The organism is Paenibacillus amylolyticus (assembly GCF_047302515.1).
Taxonomy (GTDB): Bacteria; Bacillota; Bacilli; order Paenibacillales; family Paenibacillaceae; genus Paenibacillus; species Paenibacillus amylolyticus_G.
Window position 1 is genome coordinate 5,718,793 of the sequence record NZ_CP168019.1, and the last position, 17,808, is coordinate 5,736,600.

Sequence of the window (17,808 nt, forward strand, 5' to 3'; positions counted from 1 at the left end):
TGAACTATCAAGTGGGGGATATGGTAACCCATTCTTCCAGACCATTGGCTTGAACAAATAAAACTCTACTACCTCATTGAGGCGGTAGAGTTCCTATTCATGAGACGGAAGCATTAAAGTCTACGATACCTAACGTTATTTTACTCTCACGAGCTGGTCACGGCACCCAGACATCCCTTTTATAAAAGGTTACGCTGTAAGCATCGGTATCGCTGTATCGTCCATCTTTGCTTACCACTTTAAAATATACATTATTGTAGTCGACAAGAACCGTATCCGCTCCTGACGTATTCGTAGAAGAAGCAACCAAATTTCCAGCGCTGTCATAGGCGTACAGATCGTAATCATAGCCGGAAGGAGAACCCAGCACGACAGATTTGCCATGCCCTCTGAATGTAAAGTAGTCTACATCTGTCGGGGAAGATAGATAAGACCAAGCACTTCCACCCCAGTAAGCCGGACCGTAGGGAGTGGCCACCGTTTGCGTTGGGATTTTATACGCGCTGCTCAAAGTGTCATTTGACTCGTAATTATCCGCCAAGGCCGTACCCACAATCGATCCTGATAAAAGCGTCACCATAATAGCAGAATACAATGTTTTCTTCATTTCATTCTCCCTCCATTTCTTATGAAAGTTAGCACGCCAAAGAGACTTCATGCTTTTCCTTCATTCTTAGACACGTCTAATCAGAATAAGCTCCAAATCACCCCTTTCAAAATATGGAATTAATTATAATATAATGAAAAATATATGTATTGTCTACTTGTTTTTACAGTAATTCTGTTTTGCTAACTGTATTTGATCCCGATTCCAGAACTGACCGTCAGTCTCATAAATAAAGCACTTGGATCTGTTCCTGTGATTTTAAAAATTAGCCAACTTACCAACACTCGACGTGTTCTCACCCATGGCCGAATTGGAGGGGCATCCAAACGTAAAAACGACCACCAATATGGTGGCCGTCACATCTATTTTGATAAATCTTCTTAGTACTCTCGCGCATATTGCTTATCCTCTTTCAGTTGCACAATGTCATGTCCGGTTGGGTTCTGGAAGGCCCGTAGTCCAAATGTTGACGCCACCGCGAAGATATGGTCAAAGATATCCGCCTGAACGTTCTCATATACCCCCCAGTTAATATCATTGCTGAATGCATAGATTTCCAGAGGCAGCCCGCGATCTTCCGGTGCTAATTGTCGCACAATCATCGTCATATCTTTATTGATTTTTGGATGATTCCTCAAATATTGATGAATATATTCCCGGAATACACCGACGTTTGTCAGTTGTCTGCCGTTCACGTTGCTTTCGGTATTCACCTGGTGCTCCATGTTGTATGCTTGAATTTCCTTCAATTTTGCCGTGACATAATCAGTCAGGTAGTGGATTTTCTCAAATTCAGCCACCATCTCTTCCGTACAAAAACGGATACTGCTGATATCAATATAGATACTCCGCTTAATCCTTCTGCCACCGGACACCTGCATGCCTCTCCAGTTACGGAACGAGTCCGAAATGAGGGCGTAGCTTGGAATCATCGTAATCGTTTTATCAAAATTCATAACCTTTACCGTGTTCAGTGTAATGTCGATGACGTCGCCGTCCGCATTATACTTTGGCATCTCGATCCAGTCACCAACGCGCACCATATCGTTCGACGATAGCTGTACACCGGCCACGAGGCCCAGGATCGAGTCTTTGAATACGAGCATTAATACCGCCGATAACGCCCCAAGTCCACTAAGGATAATGAGCGGGTTCTGTCCGATCAGGCTGGAGATGACGATAATGCCCCCGATAATGAACAGGACAATCTTGGCTACCTGAATGTAACTCTTGATTGGGCGGATCTTAGACACCTCATAGGTACGATAGATATCATCGAAGACATTCAGCAGAGCATTCAGAACCGTAATCATGATAACAATCATATAGGTCATTGCTGATTTTTCAATTATGGCCTGATAGGGCGAGAAAATATAAGCAGAATAATAGATTATAATGGCTGGCACAAGATGCGACAGCTTCTGAAATAAATTTTTTTGAACTACAATATGGCCCCACTTGAAACGGTTGTTACTTACGATACGATGAACCGTCTTCAGTACCACTCGCTTAGCAATCACATTTGCCAATATCGAGATCACTGCTATAAAAATAATCATAATGATGTTTGAAAGATAACCAATGGAGGGTCCACTCATGCCGAGTTCTTCTAGTTGATTTCTGATAAAGTCCATTGTTTCCTCCTGACATAATCTAGTTTAGCCTATTATTATAGAGTAGATCAGGATGGTAAGCAAAAATACGCGTAAAACTCTTTTCAGTTTCTCGACCCCTGCCATGGATAGAAAACTTACTCAGGATCGATCATACCGTTCAATAAATTTATAATTTTCTGTTCCTCGCCACTCTCATTTGTCTTGAACCTTGCCAGAGTGAGTCCGAATTTTCTGAAAATAGCTTCTTTAATTTCATCCCTTTTTATCTGATCGGGTTTATTTTCATGAAATTCAAAGCCGTCCACCTCAATCGCCAATGCGAGTGAACGATCTAGCTTGTGATAAATTGCAAAATCAACAGAGGAGAAATGCTTAATAAATTTCCGCTCTTCCTCGTTTAAACGATCAAGATCCACGAAAATGTTCATTAGGTATACCTGACTTGATAATGTAAAATCCTTAAACTGCGGCTCTTCCAGTATTTGAGTAAGAAGTGCTTCCATTAAGTTCTCGCTTTTGTACCTTGAGTTATTATAATGACTAGCACGGTTTCGAAACTCTCGAAGTTTCTCCGAATATTCCCGATATAACAAATCAAAAATTGATACAATCTCACTCTCCACGACATTGTCATCCAGAGTGCTGTATTCCATATAACGCATAAGGTCTCCCACTTCGTTCCCATATCTGTGGAATGCAGAATGATCTGTCACCAGAATAAACTGACGCTGAGCACGTGATACAGCAACGTTAATCAAGTTAGGATTATTAACAAATTTCATTCCCATATTCCCCAACTTGGTCCGGTCCAGAACCGTTGACATAATCATAGTATCCTTTTCTCGACCTTGATACCTGTGAATCGTGTCGCTTTCAATATCGACTGTAAAATGCTGAACTGCTTTCTCCAGCTGTTTGCGATACGGTGTTGTGAAGCCGATATTTGAAGGAATGTCAACAACATCCAGCTCTGCCTGTAGGATTTCCTGCTCAATAACTTCAAGTTCCCTTGAATTAAACCTCCCCTTCTTCCCATGTGTCAATTTTCTCATATGGTTCCCCATTGCTGTTCTATAGATCATAAGTGGAGAATCAGACATTTGTGGATCAGTGAACGTAATTAAATCACCATTGTAATATTTCCTGTTACAGAATTCTATAATTGCAGGATGACAGCGATAATGTTCTCGTAGTATTACGCTTGGGAGGGTATCACCATACAAAGCCAATAGGGAAGATAATACATTATGTTCAAAATAATCATATGCACTGCTCATATCAGGATATAAGCTATTTTTGAGTTTCTCTTTAATTTTGAGATCAACAATATGAGGTAACTGCTTCGTATCCCCCACAATGATGGCATGTTTACAACAGGACAACGCAAGCGCTCCTGTTAACAAGTCAACTTGTGATGACTCATCTATAATACAATAATCAAACATATAGTTAGGGGGCACACAGTTTCTCAATGAATGTGTCGTACTAAGCACAACAGGGTAGTTCTCAATAAAATCTTTAAACAAATTTAAATGAATATACGATTTCTCATTTGATTGGATTACGGAGCGATTATGGTATTTCTTATGTAACTTAAGTCTAAAAAGATTTTCGGAACAGTGCTGATGATCATCCAACAGGTCCTGATAATTGTAAGATTTCAGTTCCTCCTCAATCTTCAGAATTTGATTTGAAAGCTCTTCTATTCTCAAGATATAGAACTGCCTTTGGTAATTCAGAATGACATCAAGTCCTTGCTTTTTCAACTTCTTAAAATCTGTAAAACCATGCTTAAAGAATAATTTGAACGGATAGAACAATTTGTATTTTTTCTTTATTTCTACAGCAAGAAAACTGTCCTTCATAAATTCCAAAATTTTATTTGGGGTTTGTTTGTAGAATGACAATTTCTCAATATGAGAGACGTCTTGTCGTGCAAAGTAATGCTCAAAATGCTCCTGCTCAAGCAAATATGCTGAGAGCTTCTGCTTACACTGTGCCTTTTCTCGATCCATCTCCATCAAACGGTGTAACTGCCTGTCAAAATGATTAATTCGATCTCTACACTCTGCCTCCGAGATATCAACATCCCAATCTGACATGTTCACCTTCGGTAAATTTACAAAAAACTTCTTTTTATTCTCTTGGTTCCCCAAACTGGCCACAAAGAAATGATATCCTTTTCGTTCCAGCTTCTCTTGTACGTTTAGGACAGCTGCATTGTTACTGGAAACAACAGCAACCTTCTTGCCTTGCATTATCGCCAGATTTGCTATGATATTCAAGATGGTTTGGGTTTTACCTGTACCAGGCGGACCTTCAATGATGCTGATGTTGCTAGTCAATGCATGCTCAAGAGCTTTCTTTTGACTCAAGTTAAAACTGAAGGGAAAAACAGGGTCTACTGTTAGCATTTTTTCCTGCTTTATCGGATTTTTCTGGATAATCTGGCCTAGGACACTATTCGGATCGACATAGTTTAGCTTGGCAAATTCTTTGGAAAGAAACGATTCTTTTTCCTTATGCGTTCCCGGTTCCTCTATTTCATCTTTATTTTTTACATATGTTGATATTTCACGCCAGTATTCTAAAATAAATTTGGCATCCGGCTTACTCAATACATTTTGTTCAAATCGAATGCGATCCTTATCATAGACACGCATACTTGCATTCTCAAAACATATTCGAATTTTAACACCGAAGTCCCAAACACGCTTAACATTGTTAAACGGTACGTCATCGTGATAAATAGCTATGTTATCTCCTGGTTCCTGAATGTATGGCTCCTGAAAAATAAGCACATCTTGATTGCGGTAGTTATACTCTATATCTAAATCTCTGTATATAATCTGTACCCCAGAAGGACCCACCTTATAGTAGGAAACCTCCTCTGTCTTTTCTTTACCTTTAATGATAATCATTATTTTATCCAGATCCATAATAGCCTCACTATTTTCATATTGTTATGGTAACTATAGTTAAGCTTCTATAAACTAGCAACATATTCCTTTTTTGTACTTCTCCCAAACAAAAAAGGACCCTATCATTCAAAGAATGATGGGTCCACTTGATTATGTTATCTTTTCATCCTGCTCACGAGAAATGCCCAACAACTCAGTCACCGTCACCAGACGGTACCCTTCCGCGACCAGTTCCTCCACCAGCACACGAACCGCCTCCACCGTCTGGGAACGATCCCCGTACCCATCGTGGAATATAAGCACGCTGCCAGGTTTCACCGCAGACCGAGTATGCTCCAGAATGTGCTCAACGCCGGGATTGTCCCAATCCCTTGCATCACCGTTTACCGCACCAATTGTACGATATCCACGCTCCGCTGCAAGAGACAGTATATCATCGTTTACGCCAAAATACGGCGGGCGGAAGCAGCGGACAGGTTGCCCCGTAACTTCTTGAACAAGATTTTCTGCGCGTTGCAGCTCCTCCCCGACTTCCTCCAGCGTCAACTTGGTCAGATCCGGATGCGTGTACGTATGGTTGGCAATCTCATGCCCTTCACGATGCACCTCCACCGCAATCTCCGGGTGGTTCTCCATCTCTTGGCCAATCATGAAAAACGTCGTCCGCCCACCTGCACGGCGGAATATCTCAAGCACTTGAGGTGTATACACCGGATGTGGCCCATCATCAAACGTGAAAGCCACAACCTTTTCCCGAACAGACTCCTGCTCTACCATCACGATATTGACCATACTATAATGACCCCTCTCTGAAACTGACTGGCTACATACCCCTTATTATTCCATGTCTATACGCCATGGTCCAGTCCAGAGATCACACCTTGCGAAATCCCGAATCAAGCCGATATCTACCAGAAAGAGAGTACAGCGAGCGAGCAGCAAGCCCTTCTACCACCCCCCAGTCCAGCCTACAGCTAACCTTTGATCGCACCTGCGATCATACTCTTCTGCACCTGTTTGTTCAGCAGCAGATAGATGACCACCGTTGGCACTGTCGTAATCATCAGTCCGGCACCAATGATACCCCATTGCGTAATGTACGTTCCCACCATCGACATCATGCCCACCGTCAACGTCTGGTAAGCCGTGTTATTGATAAACGTAACTGCAAACATCAGCTCATTCCAACAGGACAGAAATGTGAAAATGGCTACCGTTGATATAGCCGGGGTTACCAGAGGCAGAATAATAGAGAAAAACGTCCGGTAGATACCGCAGCCATCGATAACCGCCGACTCTTCCATCTCTCTTGGGATACCTTTGAAAAAGCTACCCAGAATGAATACCGCCATCGGAATGCCAAATGCCACATAAGGAATGATCAGAGACCAGTAGCTGTTGAGCAGGCTCAGATTCTTCAAAATAATAAACAATGGCAGCAGCGCCGCATGAATCGGCACCATCATGCCCAGCAAAATAATCGTCATCGTCAACCCGCTGAGCTTCCAGTTCATTCTCGTGATTGCGTATCCCGTCATGGAGGACAGGATCAGTACCAAGACAATGGAGGCCGTAGTAACCAGCACACTATTCATAAAATAGGTCAGCACATGGCCGTCGGACATTGCTTTGGTGTAGTTGCTCCACAGAAATGCTTTGGGCAACCCGGCTACATCACCGCTGAAAATCTCACTGTTATCCTTCAGGGAAAACAGCGCCAGCCAGATGAGCGGGTAGATCTGCACAATCGCAACGAGGATCAGAAACGCTTGCAGGAACACTTTCCCGATCGGTCCGGAGATGGACCTCGACTTGGGCTTTTTTTGCAACATGACTTCTACGGTACTCATGCCTTATGCCTCCCTCTACTCCGTTTTGAACAATGAATTAATGAGGATCGTACATACCAGACACTCCACAATGATAAAGACCGAGATCGCACTGCCATATCCGTACCGGAACGTATCAAAAATGGTAGCGTACATCAGCGTGCTTGGCACTTCAGTGGTATAAAATGGCCCGCCACCTGTCAGCACATAGATCAGGTCAAACACCTTGAATGCGCCGATGACCGAAAAAACAAGGCTTACCTTCAGAATTGGCTTCATCAGTGGGATCATGATGGACCACGCCGTGCGAATACGGGAAGCACCGTCCATTCGAGCAGCTTCGAGCACATCCTGAGACACGGACTTCGCACCTGCATACATCAGCAGCATGTGATACCCCACGTACTGCCACAAGGTCGGAATAAAAGATGCCGCCAGCGCGGTGTCCTTCTGCCCCAGCCAGTCCTGTGCCAGGCTGGATAAGCCGATACTTTGCAGCAGTACGTTCAGCAGACCATAATCGGCGTTGTAGATTTTTGACCACAACTGGGCAATAACCACCGTGGAGATCAACACCGGGATGAAATACACGGTCCGGTAGAAGCCTTCCCCCTTGACGTTGGATGCCAGAATCAGTGCGAGCACCAGCGAGATCGGCAGTTGAATGAACACCGAAGCACCCGCGAATAACAGAGAGTTTTTGATCGAATTCAGTACCCGGGAATCCTTAAACATCTCTACATAGTTGTCCAGGCCGATAAATGTCCCCCTGCCCACGCCGTTCCAGTCCAGCAGACTGTAATAACTGGAGACAAAGATCGGAATAAGCACAATTCCGCAGAACAGAAGCAGGGTGGGTAGTACAAAGACAGCTATCGTACCTTTATTGGAAAATACAGAGTTCATTGTTGTTCTCCTCTCAAAGGCGTGACCGGGATATACCGGACCACGCCTTGTTTGGGTTCATCTTCATGGTTAGAAGCGGTAGCATTGCAAGCTCACAAGGTCTATGCGCAAGATATTCATAGGCATTTTGCAAAGACTTGTAGTGTAAGGACCTAGGGCCTGTAAGCATTTAAGCTTGCACGCACGTAAACCTGCCTACCTGTTTTCTATAGACTCAGCTCTGTTGGTTTGAGCTGTGCCATCTGTTTGCAGAACTCCTCCGGTGTTACATCTCCGGCAAGCAGCTGGGCAATCAGATTTTTGTGCGCTTCGGCAGACTCCGCTGGCAGAATGTTATCCCACCACGCGATGAATGAGGTCGCCGTTTTCATAATATCTGCCGCAGACAGATCAAGGGAGGACAGGCTGGATGTGTCGAGTGCATCTGTTTTCCAGCTTGGCAGACCCGCTCCAGCCAGGAAACCTTGCGTACCCAGCTGCTCGCTTAGATACATGAGGAATTCCACGGCTTCCTTCGAATGCTTGGTATTCTGGTTGATGTAGAAACCATCGACGGCTCCGCCGAAGATTTCGGTATTTGTGCCTTTGCCATCTTCAAATACGGGGAACGGAATCACTTTCACTTTGCCTTTGACTGCGGAGGACGGGTCCTCAATTCCTGCATTCACCCAGTTGGCCTGGAACATCATCGCCCCGTTGCCTGCATTAAATGCCCCAAGCATCTCGTCATAGCTCATGCTGAACATGCTGCTGTTGAACGCTCCTGCTTGCGCGAGCTGCTGCATTTTGGTGGCAGCGGCAACAAAATCGGGCGAATCCCACTTTGACGGATCTTTGAAGGCTTCCATCACGGCAGCATTGCCTGCCTGACGCATCGCAATAATGTCGTACCAGTACATGCCCGGCCAGCGGTCCTTTTCCCCAATCACAGCCGGGGTGATTCCTGCCGCTTTCAGCTTGGAGACTGCATCCAGCAGTTCGTTATAGGTGGTCGGAATCTTGGCACCCGCCTGCTCGAACAGTTCCGTATTCACGTAAAGGTTGGCGATATGTGTGTACACGGGCAATGTGTAGATTTTGCCGTCCATATTAATGGCCTCAGCCATTCCCGGGCCCATTCGTTCTTTGATATCGTCCGTCAGGTAACTTGAGATTTCCAGCACATTGCCGGATTTGATGTACGGCTGCATGAAGCTGCCGCCGCCCATACCGTAGAACAGGTCTGGTGCTTCACCAGCCGCAATCGATGTTTTGACTTTGGTTTTATACTGTTCTCCTGTCGTGCCCGTACGTTCAACCTGGATGTCCGGATGCTCGCTGTTCCATTTCTCAACAATCTCGGGCAGCAGCTTGGCCGAAGGATCGGTATTGCCTACTGATTGATCCCATAGCGTCAGCTTAATCTTGCCATCGCTCTCCCCCTGTGTACCACCGGACGAACCGGATGAACATGCCGCCAGACTGCTTACAATTCCCAGAGCCAGAATTAGACTTGCTGATTTTTTTAATAGCGCTTTCATCTCTATGGACCTCCCTATGTGTTTTAGTTGGTTCTAGCCCATATTTTAGGCGAACCGTGCGTTGTTCTCCATTTAGAAAACAGGCATCGATTTGTAATATTCGAACATATGTGGAATTGGAAGTGGTAGTGGTTTACGCTCAAACCTTCTCCGCACTCCCCAACACTCCCGACTGCATTCTCGTTTTTCATGTTTTTACATTTCGATATTCGTTCATGGATCGACCGATATGTTTTTTGAACAAGACGCTGAAATAGTGTGGGTCCGGTATGCCTACCTGCTCCCCAATCTCATACCCTTTCATATCCGTCTGTTTCAGCAGCATTTCAGCCTTCTTCATGCGGAGTTGGGTCAGATATTCCACAAATGTCTGCCCGGTTTCTTTTTTCATCAGCCGCCCCAGATGGCCCGAACTTACGTAAAAAGCAGCCGCGGTGCTCGAAAGCCCCACTTCCGCATTGCCCATTTTCTCTTCAAGATAAGCCTTTACCCGGTCGATCAGATTGCCTTCCTTGGCCTGTCGTTTGGCTTGTATGACATCCGATACCATGCGGACATGCTGCTCCAGCATACTTTTTAGTTCGGGCAGATGATCTGCTGTAAAAATGGCCGCAACGGCCTCTTTGTTCAATGCGTGCTCTCCCTCAAGCTGCTGCTCTATGGCAGCACGCTGGCACTCCGTAACCACATCCATGGCTGCCATCAGAAACTGTGAAACTTCCGAGAATTGCACAGACAGCATACGCTCCAGCAACAAGACGGCTTCTTCCCCCGCACCAACACTGACGTAAAATTGCAGTTGTTGGAGCAGCTGAGCATCCGAGTGGTAGGGCCTTTTTCCGCCTTCGATGACCAGATCCTCGAAACAAATGACCTGATTTTTCCCCACAAACGCCTGATAATCGAGTGCACGACAAGCTTCCCGGTAGCCCACACAAGCCTTTTCCCATCTTGATTGCCATTGCCCAATCCCTACGGTTACATCAACTTCACCCCCTTCGAGTTTAAGCGTATGTTGAAGTTCTTCCTGAAGCTGCTGTACCTGATTGGCAAATTCCGTATCCGCACCAAGCGAGAGTACAACGATCCGGTTATGCGGGTCCATGACGATAATGGTTTGCGAATCCTGCGGATAAAATGCCTGCACCTGCTTCATGCCTACCATTCGCAGCAAAATATGTATTTCCTCAGCGGGTTGTCGATGGGCTTCTGTCTGATGCTGGCTTAATTGGGGCTGACCGTGTTGTTGTTGGGGTCCTCGATGTGCTTCATGTGTTTGGGGTGTTGGGTGATATGGTTCGGACAGATGTTGATATACCTCTGGTGCAGCTATCTTCGCTTGCGGTACAGCAACCTTCACCTCCATTACTGCGATGCGTGATCCTGGTTCACCAGACGAGATAGGAATGCCGAAGAAACGCGCCTTCTCTTGTAGTTCATCCTCAGGCATCACATCACTTAACCATTGATTCACAAATCGCTCCCTGAGATAAGGCAAGCTCTGCTTCATCTCCTCCCGCAGCTTCATCAGCTCGTACTCACGCCCCATCTCCTGCTCGATTGCCGCTCGCAGCTTCGCCGTAACCTGTAATAACTCAGAAGCACGAATAGGTTTCAAAATAAAATCGGATATGCCCAGCTTCACACTCTGACGAGCATATTCAAATTCATCATGTCCCGTCACAACCACGATTTTCATGTTCGGGTAACGCTCCATGAGGATGCCGCTCAGTTCAATGCCGTCCATCTTGGGCATGTATATGTCCGTGAACACGATGTCTGGACGCAACAGCTCAACCTGATCCAAAGCCTCTTCAGCATCGGAGGCCTCACCAATGATGGTCATGCCTTGCTGCTCCCAATCGATACGCATGCGCAGCAGATTTCGGATGAGGTACTCGTCATCTACAATCAATACCTTTAATGGTTCCACAGTTAATTCCATGATTCATCGGCTCCCTTCGGGATCGTTATGATAATGGTGGTTCCTTTTCCAACCTCGCTCTGCAGCTTGAGTCCATCTTCTCTATCATAGAAAATGCGAAGCCGCTCCATCGTTCCCCACAAGCCAAAGCTTGGATTGTGTTTAGAGTTATAGGTAGGATTAGAAGTATTAGAAAGATTAATTGAATTAGAGGGGTTAGATGAGTTAGTTGAGTCAGAACGGTTAGAACTGTTTATTTCTTTGCGGTGAACCTGCTGAATCTCTTCCTCGGACATGCCGACTCCGTCGTCAGTAATCGTTAGAAGTACTCCCTCCTTGGATCGACGAGCTTGAATGCGTATCTTGCCTGGGCTGCCTTTGGGACGAATACCATGATACAGTGAATTTTCCACCAGTGGCTGGAGCACAAGCTTGGGAATCATCACCCGTTCACAGCCTGACTCGATATCGTACTGCACCTCAAATACACCGGGGTATCGCACCTGCTGGATCGTCAGATAATTGCGTACAATCTCAACCTCCTCGTGCAGCGTAATCAGTTCACGGCCTTTACTGACACTCAGCCGATAGTAACTTCCAAGCGCTTCTAACAGCTCACATACCTTATCGTTCATGCCCGACATCGCCAGGGAGGTAATGGAATCAAGTGTGTTGTATAGAAAATGCGGCTTGATCTGCGCCTGAAGTGTATTCAGCTCTGCTCGGCGGATCGTCTGCTGCTCCTGAATGATGCGTTTCAGCATCTGGTCAATCTGCTCAATCATTTGGTTGTATCCTCCATATAGCTGTGCGAACTCGTAACTGTTCAGCTCAACCGTCACTTTGCGGAAGTTGCCGCTTGGCGCTTTCTGCATGGAACGAAGCAGCTTATGAATCGGCTTAATGACGCTGCGGGAGATGATAAACGAACTGACGAAAAAGACAGTCCCGTTCACCGCCAGTAGGATCAGCGCAAGCAATACCATAGATTTATTACGGGTATCGGTAGCCTGGTATGGGCTCATGCTGATGAATTTCCACTGATCATCACCAGCTGAACGATAGGTCACAGCATATTCCTGACCACCCGATTGCAAGGTGATGAAGCCGGAGGATTGCTCTTGAAGGGTTTGTTTTAACTTGGCCTGATTGGCATCTAACATCTCGTACATCCCTTCCTGTCCAGAAGCGGCAGACATGGATGCGTCGGATACAGCAGGCACGCCCTTCTTTCCATCGGTTGCGTTGGTTGCGATCACCTGCTGATGCTCATTCAGGATGGCCACCTGAAATGAATCCGGTGCAGACAAGTTGGCATAGGCCTGAGCGATGGATGCCCCCTTGATGTTCATGACCAAAAATCCAAGCGGAGACGTATCATCCAAATCCCGAATGAGGCGGATAAACGAGACCACCTCGTGTCCATCATTCTCCCCCGTCGCCGAGACTCCGCTGTCGTTGTTGCCACTATTCAGCCTGAGCAGATATCGTCCGTTGTGCTTCAGTGCCTGTTCGTGCCACGGCGCTTCCTTCACATTTGCTTCCATAAACGTCGGCCATTCCTGTGTACCAACCGAGAAGCGGTGCCCCGAATTATCGTAAATATAGACTGAATCGATAATTGGAACCGCTTGCATAAGATTGGTCAAATACGCGCTGACCTTGGACTGTGTCTGTAAATTGGAGTACACATTGCCCTGCCGCAGCAGGTTCTGCAAGTTGGGATCGGAGAAAATCATTTTCGAATAATTGTTCACATTCTCGATCATCAGATTAACGTTGGTCTCAATGGATGTAATCGTCTGTAATGATGCTTCATTGATCTTTCGCTGTGCATCATTTTCAGAGATTCGATTCAAAACCAACGCACTAAACGCCACCGTTAGCAGAATAATGACAAAGTAGGCAAACGGGATTTTAAAAGCTAACGTCCTGGGCTTGCGTTGAATGAACGCTTTGAAACGGGGAGTCCACTTCTTCTTCATAGCGCTGGAGGTTGCTCTCGTGTTTGCTTTCGTATTTTCGTTTGTTTCTGCATTGGTCTCGACATCTGATGCTGTTGCTGTTGTTTTCACTTCAGTCGTTGCATCTTCTTCTACTGTTTCTTCTGCCTCTGTTGTTACATTCTTTGCTCTGTTTTTCACTGTGACCCTCCTTTGGTTCCGAGGTGTGATGGGTTTAACGGTTGTGAGCGTTGATTTTTTGTGATGTCCACCACTCTCTCGAATTTTATACAATTGTATATTATAGGACGGTGTGCGGAAGAGGCTCAATTCTTTTTTATTGCTTGAGGATGGCTTGACTGAGTGAAATAGAATGAGGTTTTGGGGATCTGATCGTTGTGAATGCTGCGGGTAGGGGCCCCTAATTGGAGCCGCAAGGAGTACTGCTTTATATAATTTTGGAGGTACAGATAATAAGTTGGAGTTTGTGCCGATTGGAGAGTGAAGCGGGGGACGCGAAGGATCTGAACACACAAAAGACGATGATAAACGTCTAGCTTGAGATGCGCATACTTTTGAGCAAGATTACAATATCTACGGGCATAATCTTACTACTTACAGAGTGCTGATCGAGTGATTAAGGTTGGGAAGTCCAGTTATGGTCTTCTCGTATGATGAATTGAAGTGGGAAAGTGTCGGGGGCAAACTGCCCTCGGGCAGGACAAGCACAGAGTTCATTATGGTATGAAACAGCGAAGCGTGATCAAAGCGAGAATTCGGTAACGCCTTTTTTGGAGGCATATTTCAGCGTGTAGCTTCCTTCTATACCGTATGGCATCGTAGCGATTTGGATACGGGTGTAATCCAGCCGACTCTCCCTCAGCACTTTTTTAATTAGCGCTATGCTCCGATCTTCGTCCGTTACCACACAGAAAATGTTCATTACATATTCCTTAGGATCAGCCACACGGCTACCCAGATCACATCCATCCACCTCTCCCAAATCGGCCTGGGTTAGAACGGTTTCCAGATATTCCATCACCTTTTCCTTCAACCAATGATCTCGTTTGCTGCCCTGCGCGCTCTTCAGTGGATATTGCACCACAAGCCAGTATTTTTCACTCATTTAGCTTCACCAACCAATCTTTATATGATAGGGAAATACGTTATGTGTAGGACACTTGAACAATGAGAATGCATATGTCAGCCTCACATTTCTCCAGTTCAAAATGGGCTAGATCATTGACCTTACTGCTTTTTGGAATTGTACTGCCCTTCCATTTGCAGGATGGGGAACATGGTGGTGTTTAATGAGATGTGAGCTTAACGTGTCTGCTGACTTTCTGCCAATAGCCACGATCTGAGCATCAGGATTCAGTTGCATAAGCTGTCTGGCGAATACCACACCATCCTCCAACTCTGCCAAAGTCGGCGTTCGATTCGTCATCCTGTTTTCAGAAGATTGATAAGGATGAAAGGGATAAATGTTCCAAAATATAAAGTCCGTTGGTTTCCACCTTGAACTGGATATCACTTCGCCCCATATGATGGATGCTGTCGGTTCTGCGAAACCATATAACGCCTGACTCCGGTTAGGTTTGGCGATATTGGGCAAGCTTGTTCGAACACCCGGCTCGCCTGAAAAAATCATCTGGTGATTCACCAGTGAGTGATTCCCCGTAACCATTCGCTCGGACGTCAAGGGTACACCGGAGAACCTCGCCCCTTGATATCCCACAGCTTCAGCAATAAAAATGTACCGAGCCTTGGACATTCGTGGTTCCAAATACCTGACCAAATGTTCAGAACGAATCTTCACCGCTTCGGGGCCGATATCATAGCCCGTCACATAATCTTTCCAAGGATTAATCACATTTACTGGCGAGACATATGCTTGCACCCCTGCAACAAACTCGCGGATCTGCTGCTGCGTTTCGCTCATGCTTTTTTGCCTCCTTTGGGAGATTACAGAGTAAATCGGGCTTGCATCAGCTTTTTTTACAAATATTATAGCATAAACAGAAAAACCACCAATCAGAACGCTGGTTGATGGTGTCTTGACTCTAATGGAGGCGAGGGGAGTCGAACCCCTGTCCGAAGATAACGGCACATAAGCTTCTAGGGGTGTAGTCACAGTTTAGATGTTACCCAGGTATCAGTAACCCACAAGAACAGGATTAGCCCAAGCAGGTATGGACTCAGCACAATAGATCAAATTACTCTGTATGATTTCCGCAACAATTAAAGGCTCGTATGTATTATCAATGATGATAACCCGATCTGCGATGGCTAGAGCCGGTTTAAGGTTCTTCAATGACTCACCATATCGATAACGAATGTCTTCTTCTGCAATCCAATGTCCACCTTGTTCAACACGAGAGGCTACACGATCTATATGCATTTGAACATCCTCAAGGCCGATATAGTAAACGACAATTTCATAACTGTTTTCTTTAGCAATTTCCATATGTTTTAAAACAAATGATCCGGACAATGTCGTTTCAATAGCGAAGTTTACACCGCTTTTAATGAGAGATCGGATTCTTATCACAGCTTCCCTACCAGCAGACAGATCAGCACTGCGCGGATTCTCTGGCTTCAACTCTCTTGCAATTTGATCCGGATCAACCAGTTCACCAAGCCACTCTCTCATTTGCATACTGAGTGTACTTTTCCCTGCTCCATTGGTTCCAGCAAACACAGTCATAACTGGTCTGATTTCACTCATGATACTCAAACTCCTGGCGTTTCCCAGTAGCATCAAATATAATTTCGAATTTATTGCCTTCAGCATCCTCACGAACGCGTTTGTTGTTCTTTATATAATAAATAGAGGCACCTAATTCTTTAGCTTGTTTCCGTGCATGTTGATTTGCTTTTTTCAAAATCTCTTGGAGCTGTTCTCGATTTTCAAACATCTTGAGTCCCCCAATCTAAATTTCTGTTTATTATATCATAAACTAAAAAACCACCAACCAGATTTACTGGTTGATGGTTTCTTGACTCTAATGGAGGCGAGGGGAGTCGAACCCCTGTCCGAAGATAACGGCACATAAGCTTCTACGGGTGTAGTCACAGTTTTGATGTCACCCGAGTATCGCCCCGTAACCGGCTATACGTTGGGTCAGCCTGATTGTCTTCTTCAGCACACCCCAGGCGGAGATGTGACAGCGTATCCCACTACTAGTTAGCCCCTATCCCTGTCACATGGGCGATGCAGGGTAGAAGCACGCACACAGTTTCTTAGGCTGCGAAAGCGTAGTTTGTTTGTTGTTTGCCGTTTAATAGGCTTTAGCGTTGATAAAGCGGACGCGTCCCCACTACCCGCTACCCATGCTCGAACTATCCCCGTCGAATCCATAAACGCCCCCTCAATGAAGAAGGGCTCCAGGATTAATCCGTGAATACGGAGCAAAGGTGCTGCACATCTTTTTCCTCCAAGGTAAAAAGATGCTTCTTTCAAACTCGGCATTCCTGTCTGCTACATGAATAATCATAACACAGGACACATCACCGAAATAGTACAGATTGCTGGAAGACATTCCAGCAGGCTGAGCATGTGTACAAGGTTATCCAATACAACAGGCTCAATCGTCTACATATTATACCGCGTCACCAATCGGAAGTAAAGTTTAACCAGATTGGATCACGAACAACTGCACCTAAGTATCTTACCCACGATTCAGCCAACTTACGCAACAGCTGATAATTTGAATTCATCACCGCACTTAGCTCCATGCTCCTGTCAATTTTCTTAGTCACAGCCAACTGCACACTTCAGCAACTCATATCAAATCACCTTCCCCAATACAAATAAATAAAGCCTCAATCTTGCCCATTGCAGGACAAACCTTGAGACTCCTTAACTCATAAATCAATCTTCCTAACTTCATCACAAAAACTATCTTATACACTTAAAAGTAAAGCTTCTCACGCCCAGCGCTCCACTTAACGCGCAACCTTCTGCTTCTCGCGCAGTACCCGTTGGATATCACGTTGTGCATCCCGCTTAGCCGCAGTTTCCCGTTTATCATACTGCTTCTTACCTTTACCCAGTCCAAGCAAAAGCTTTGCATAACCATTGCGGATATAGATTTTCAGCGGCACAATGCTGTACCCATCCTGTTTCGACAGCCCAAGCAACTTGTGAATCTGCACTTTATGCATCAACAACTTGCGCGTACGTGTCGGATCGAGCGGATTATTTCGGTTCCCTTGTTCAAAAGGACTAATATGCATATTGTGAATATGAATCTCACCGTTTCGAATCGTGGCAAATGCATCACCAATATTCGCACGGCCGTTACGAAGAGATTTGATCTCCGTTCCGGTAAGTACCATGCCCGCTTCATACGTATCTTCAATGAAGTAGTCATGGGAAGCCTTTTTATTCTGTGCGAGCACTTTACTCTGTCCAGCATTCTTGCCCATGTCCTCACTCCTTCTCCGTAAAATAAGCCAGTACCATGCTCTAATAGCAGCGTACCTAATGTTGCACCAAGGTTCCACATGCCAGACCTTAATTGTAGCAAGTACGGCTGT

The 17,808-nt window shown here is 45.4% G+C and carries 14 protein-coding genes and 1 other RNA gene; all 15 read right to left on the reverse strand.

Annotated elements, in window-relative coordinates; all coding sequences use genetic code 11:
* Nucleotides 1–157: 157 nt before the first annotated feature.
* Nucleotides 158–607, reverse strand: a complete 450-nt coding sequence (locus tag ACDJ59_RS25020) for a hypothetical protein (RefSeq protein WP_413406585.1) — start codon at nt 605–607, stop codon at nt 158–160.
* A gap of 380 nt (nt 608–987) precedes the next feature.
* A complete protein-coding gene (locus ACDJ59_RS25025; protein WP_221822323.1) occupies nt 988–2,241 on the reverse strand; it encodes a mechanosensitive ion channel family protein in 1,254 nt (417 codons plus the stop codon).
* Between the two features lie 116 nt (nt 2,242–2,357).
* Nucleotides 2,358–5,162, reverse strand: a complete 2,805-nt coding sequence (locus ACDJ59_RS25030) for an AAA domain-containing protein (RefSeq protein WP_413406587.1) — start codon at nt 5,160–5,162, stop codon at nt 2,358–2,360.
* Between the two features lie 132 nt (nt 5,163–5,294).
* The gene (locus ACDJ59_RS25035; protein WP_413406589.1) at nt 5,295–5,936 is read right to left on the reverse strand and encodes a polysaccharide deacetylase family protein; all 642 of its coding nucleotides are present in this window, start codon (nt 5,934–5,936) and stop codon (nt 5,295–5,297) included.
* Nucleotides 5,937–6,118: 182 nt separating this feature from the next.
* Nucleotides 6,119–6,994 (reverse strand): carbohydrate ABC transporter permease, encoded by an 876-nt coding sequence (locus ACDJ59_RS25040; RefSeq protein WP_413406591.1) that lies wholly within the window; start codon nt 6,992–6,994, stop codon nt 6,119–6,121.
* Between the two features lie 15 nt (nt 6,995–7,009).
* On the reverse strand, nt 7,010–7,879 hold the full coding sequence (locus tag ACDJ59_RS25045; protein WP_413406593.1) for a carbohydrate ABC transporter permease: 870 nt from the start codon (nt 7,877–7,879) through the stop codon (nt 7,010–7,012).
* Nucleotides 7,880–8,085: 206 nt separating this feature from the next.
* Nucleotides 8,086–9,399, reverse strand: coding sequence for an extracellular solute-binding protein (locus ACDJ59_RS25050; RefSeq protein ID WP_413406594.1), 1,314 nt, complete (start codon nt 9,397–9,399; stop codon nt 8,086–8,088).
* A 187-nt stretch (nt 9,400–9,586) separates the two neighbouring features.
* Nucleotides 9,587–11,344 carry a response regulator gene (locus ACDJ59_RS25055; RefSeq protein WP_413406595.1) on the reverse strand — a complete coding sequence of 586 codons (1,758 nt, stop codon included), beginning with the start codon at nt 11,342–11,344 and terminating at the stop codon, nt 9,587–9,589.
* Nucleotides 11,335–13,467 carry a cache domain-containing sensor histidine kinase gene (locus ACDJ59_RS25060; RefSeq protein WP_413406596.1) on the reverse strand — a complete coding sequence of 711 codons (2,133 nt, stop codon included), beginning with the start codon at nt 13,465–13,467 and terminating at the stop codon, nt 11,335–11,337. Before ACDJ59_RS25060 ends, ACDJ59_RS25055 begins: the two co-directional genes overlap by 10 nt.
* Before the next feature lie 562 nt (nt 13,468–14,029).
* Nucleotides 14,030–14,392, reverse strand: coding sequence for a hypothetical protein (locus tag ACDJ59_RS25065; protein WP_074093049.1), 363 nt, complete (start codon nt 14,390–14,392; stop codon nt 14,030–14,032).
* 108 nt (nt 14,393–14,500) lie between these two features.
* Nucleotides 14,501–15,208 carry a uracil-DNA glycosylase gene (locus ACDJ59_RS25070; RefSeq protein WP_413406597.1) on the reverse strand — a complete coding sequence of 236 codons (708 nt, stop codon included), beginning with the start codon at nt 15,206–15,208 and terminating at the stop codon, nt 14,501–14,503.
* Nucleotides 15,209–15,421: 213 nt separating this feature from the next.
* The gene (locus ACDJ59_RS25075; RefSeq protein WP_413406598.1) at nt 15,422–15,994 is read right to left on the reverse strand and encodes a zeta toxin family protein; all 573 of its coding nucleotides are present in this window, start codon (nt 15,992–15,994) and stop codon (nt 15,422–15,424) included.
* Nucleotides 15,987–16,184: a hypothetical protein gene (locus ACDJ59_RS25080; protein WP_076329609.1), complete on the reverse strand. Its 198-nt coding sequence runs from the start codon at nt 16,182–16,184 to the stop codon at nt 15,987–15,989. Before ACDJ59_RS25080 ends, ACDJ59_RS25075 begins: the two co-directional genes overlap by 8 nt.
* 88 nt (nt 16,185–16,272) lie before the next feature.
* Nucleotides 16,273–16,637: a transfer-messenger RNA gene (gene ssrA, locus ACDJ59_RS25085) on the reverse strand.
* Nucleotides 16,638–17,214: 577 nt separating this feature from the next.
* Nucleotides 17,215–17,697 (reverse strand): SsrA-binding protein SmpB, encoded by a 483-nt coding sequence (smpB, locus tag ACDJ59_RS25090; protein WP_413406599.1) that lies wholly within the window; start codon nt 17,695–17,697, stop codon nt 17,215–17,217.
* Nucleotides 17,698–17,808 lie beyond the last annotated feature (111 nt).

What these genes read in the sequence shown, in the direction of transcription:
- ACDJ59_RS25035 (WP_413406589.1), bottom strand. Translation starts at nt 5,936, where the DNA reads ATGGTCAATATCGTGATGGTAGAGCAGGAGTCTGTTCGGGAAAAGGTT.
- ACDJ59_RS25070 (WP_413406597.1), bottom strand. Translation starts at nt 15,208, where the DNA reads ATGAGCGAAACGCAGCAGCAGATCCGCGAGTTTGTTGCAGGGGTGCAA.
- ACDJ59_RS25075 (WP_413406598.1), bottom strand. Translation starts at nt 15,994, where the DNA reads ATGAGTGAAATCAGACCAGTTATGACTGTGTTTGCTGGAACCAATGGA.
- ACDJ59_RS25025 (WP_221822323.1), bottom strand. Translation starts at nt 2,241, where the DNA reads ATGGACTTTATCAGAAATCAACTAGAAGAACTCGGCATGAGTGGACCC.
- ACDJ59_RS25020 (WP_413406585.1), bottom strand. Translation starts at nt 607, where the DNA reads ATGAAGAAAACATTGTATTCTGCTATTATGGTGACGCTTTTATCAGGA.
- ACDJ59_RS25055 (WP_413406595.1), bottom strand. Translation starts at nt 11,344, where the DNA reads ATGGAATTAACTGTGGAACCATTAAAGGTATTGATTGTAGATGACGAG.
- ACDJ59_RS25030 (WP_413406587.1), bottom strand. Translation starts at nt 5,162, where the DNA reads ATGGATCTGGATAAAATAATGATTATCATTAAAGGTAAAGAAAAGACA.
- ACDJ59_RS25040 (WP_413406591.1), bottom strand. Translation starts at nt 6,994, where the DNA reads ATGAGTACCGTAGAAGTCATGTTGCAAAAAAAGCCCAAGTCGAGGTCC.
- ACDJ59_RS25065 (WP_074093049.1), bottom strand. Translation starts at nt 14,392, where the DNA reads ATGAGTGAAAAATACTGGCTTGTGGTGCAATATCCACTGAAGAGCGCG.
- ACDJ59_RS25080 (WP_076329609.1), bottom strand. Translation starts at nt 16,184, where the DNA reads ATGTTTGAAAATCGAGAACAGCTCCAAGAGATTTTGAAAAAAGCAAAT.
- ACDJ59_RS25050 (WP_413406594.1), bottom strand. Translation starts at nt 9,399, where the DNA reads ATGAAAGCGCTATTAAAAAAATCAGCAAGTCTAATTCTGGCTCTGGGA.
- ACDJ59_RS25045 (WP_413406593.1), bottom strand. Translation starts at nt 7,879, where the DNA reads ATGAACTCTGTATTTTCCAATAAAGGTACGATAGCTGTCTTTGTACTA.
- smpB (WP_413406599.1), bottom strand. Translation starts at nt 17,697, where the DNA reads ATGGGCAAGAATGCTGGACAGAGTAAAGTGCTCGCACAGAATAAAAAG.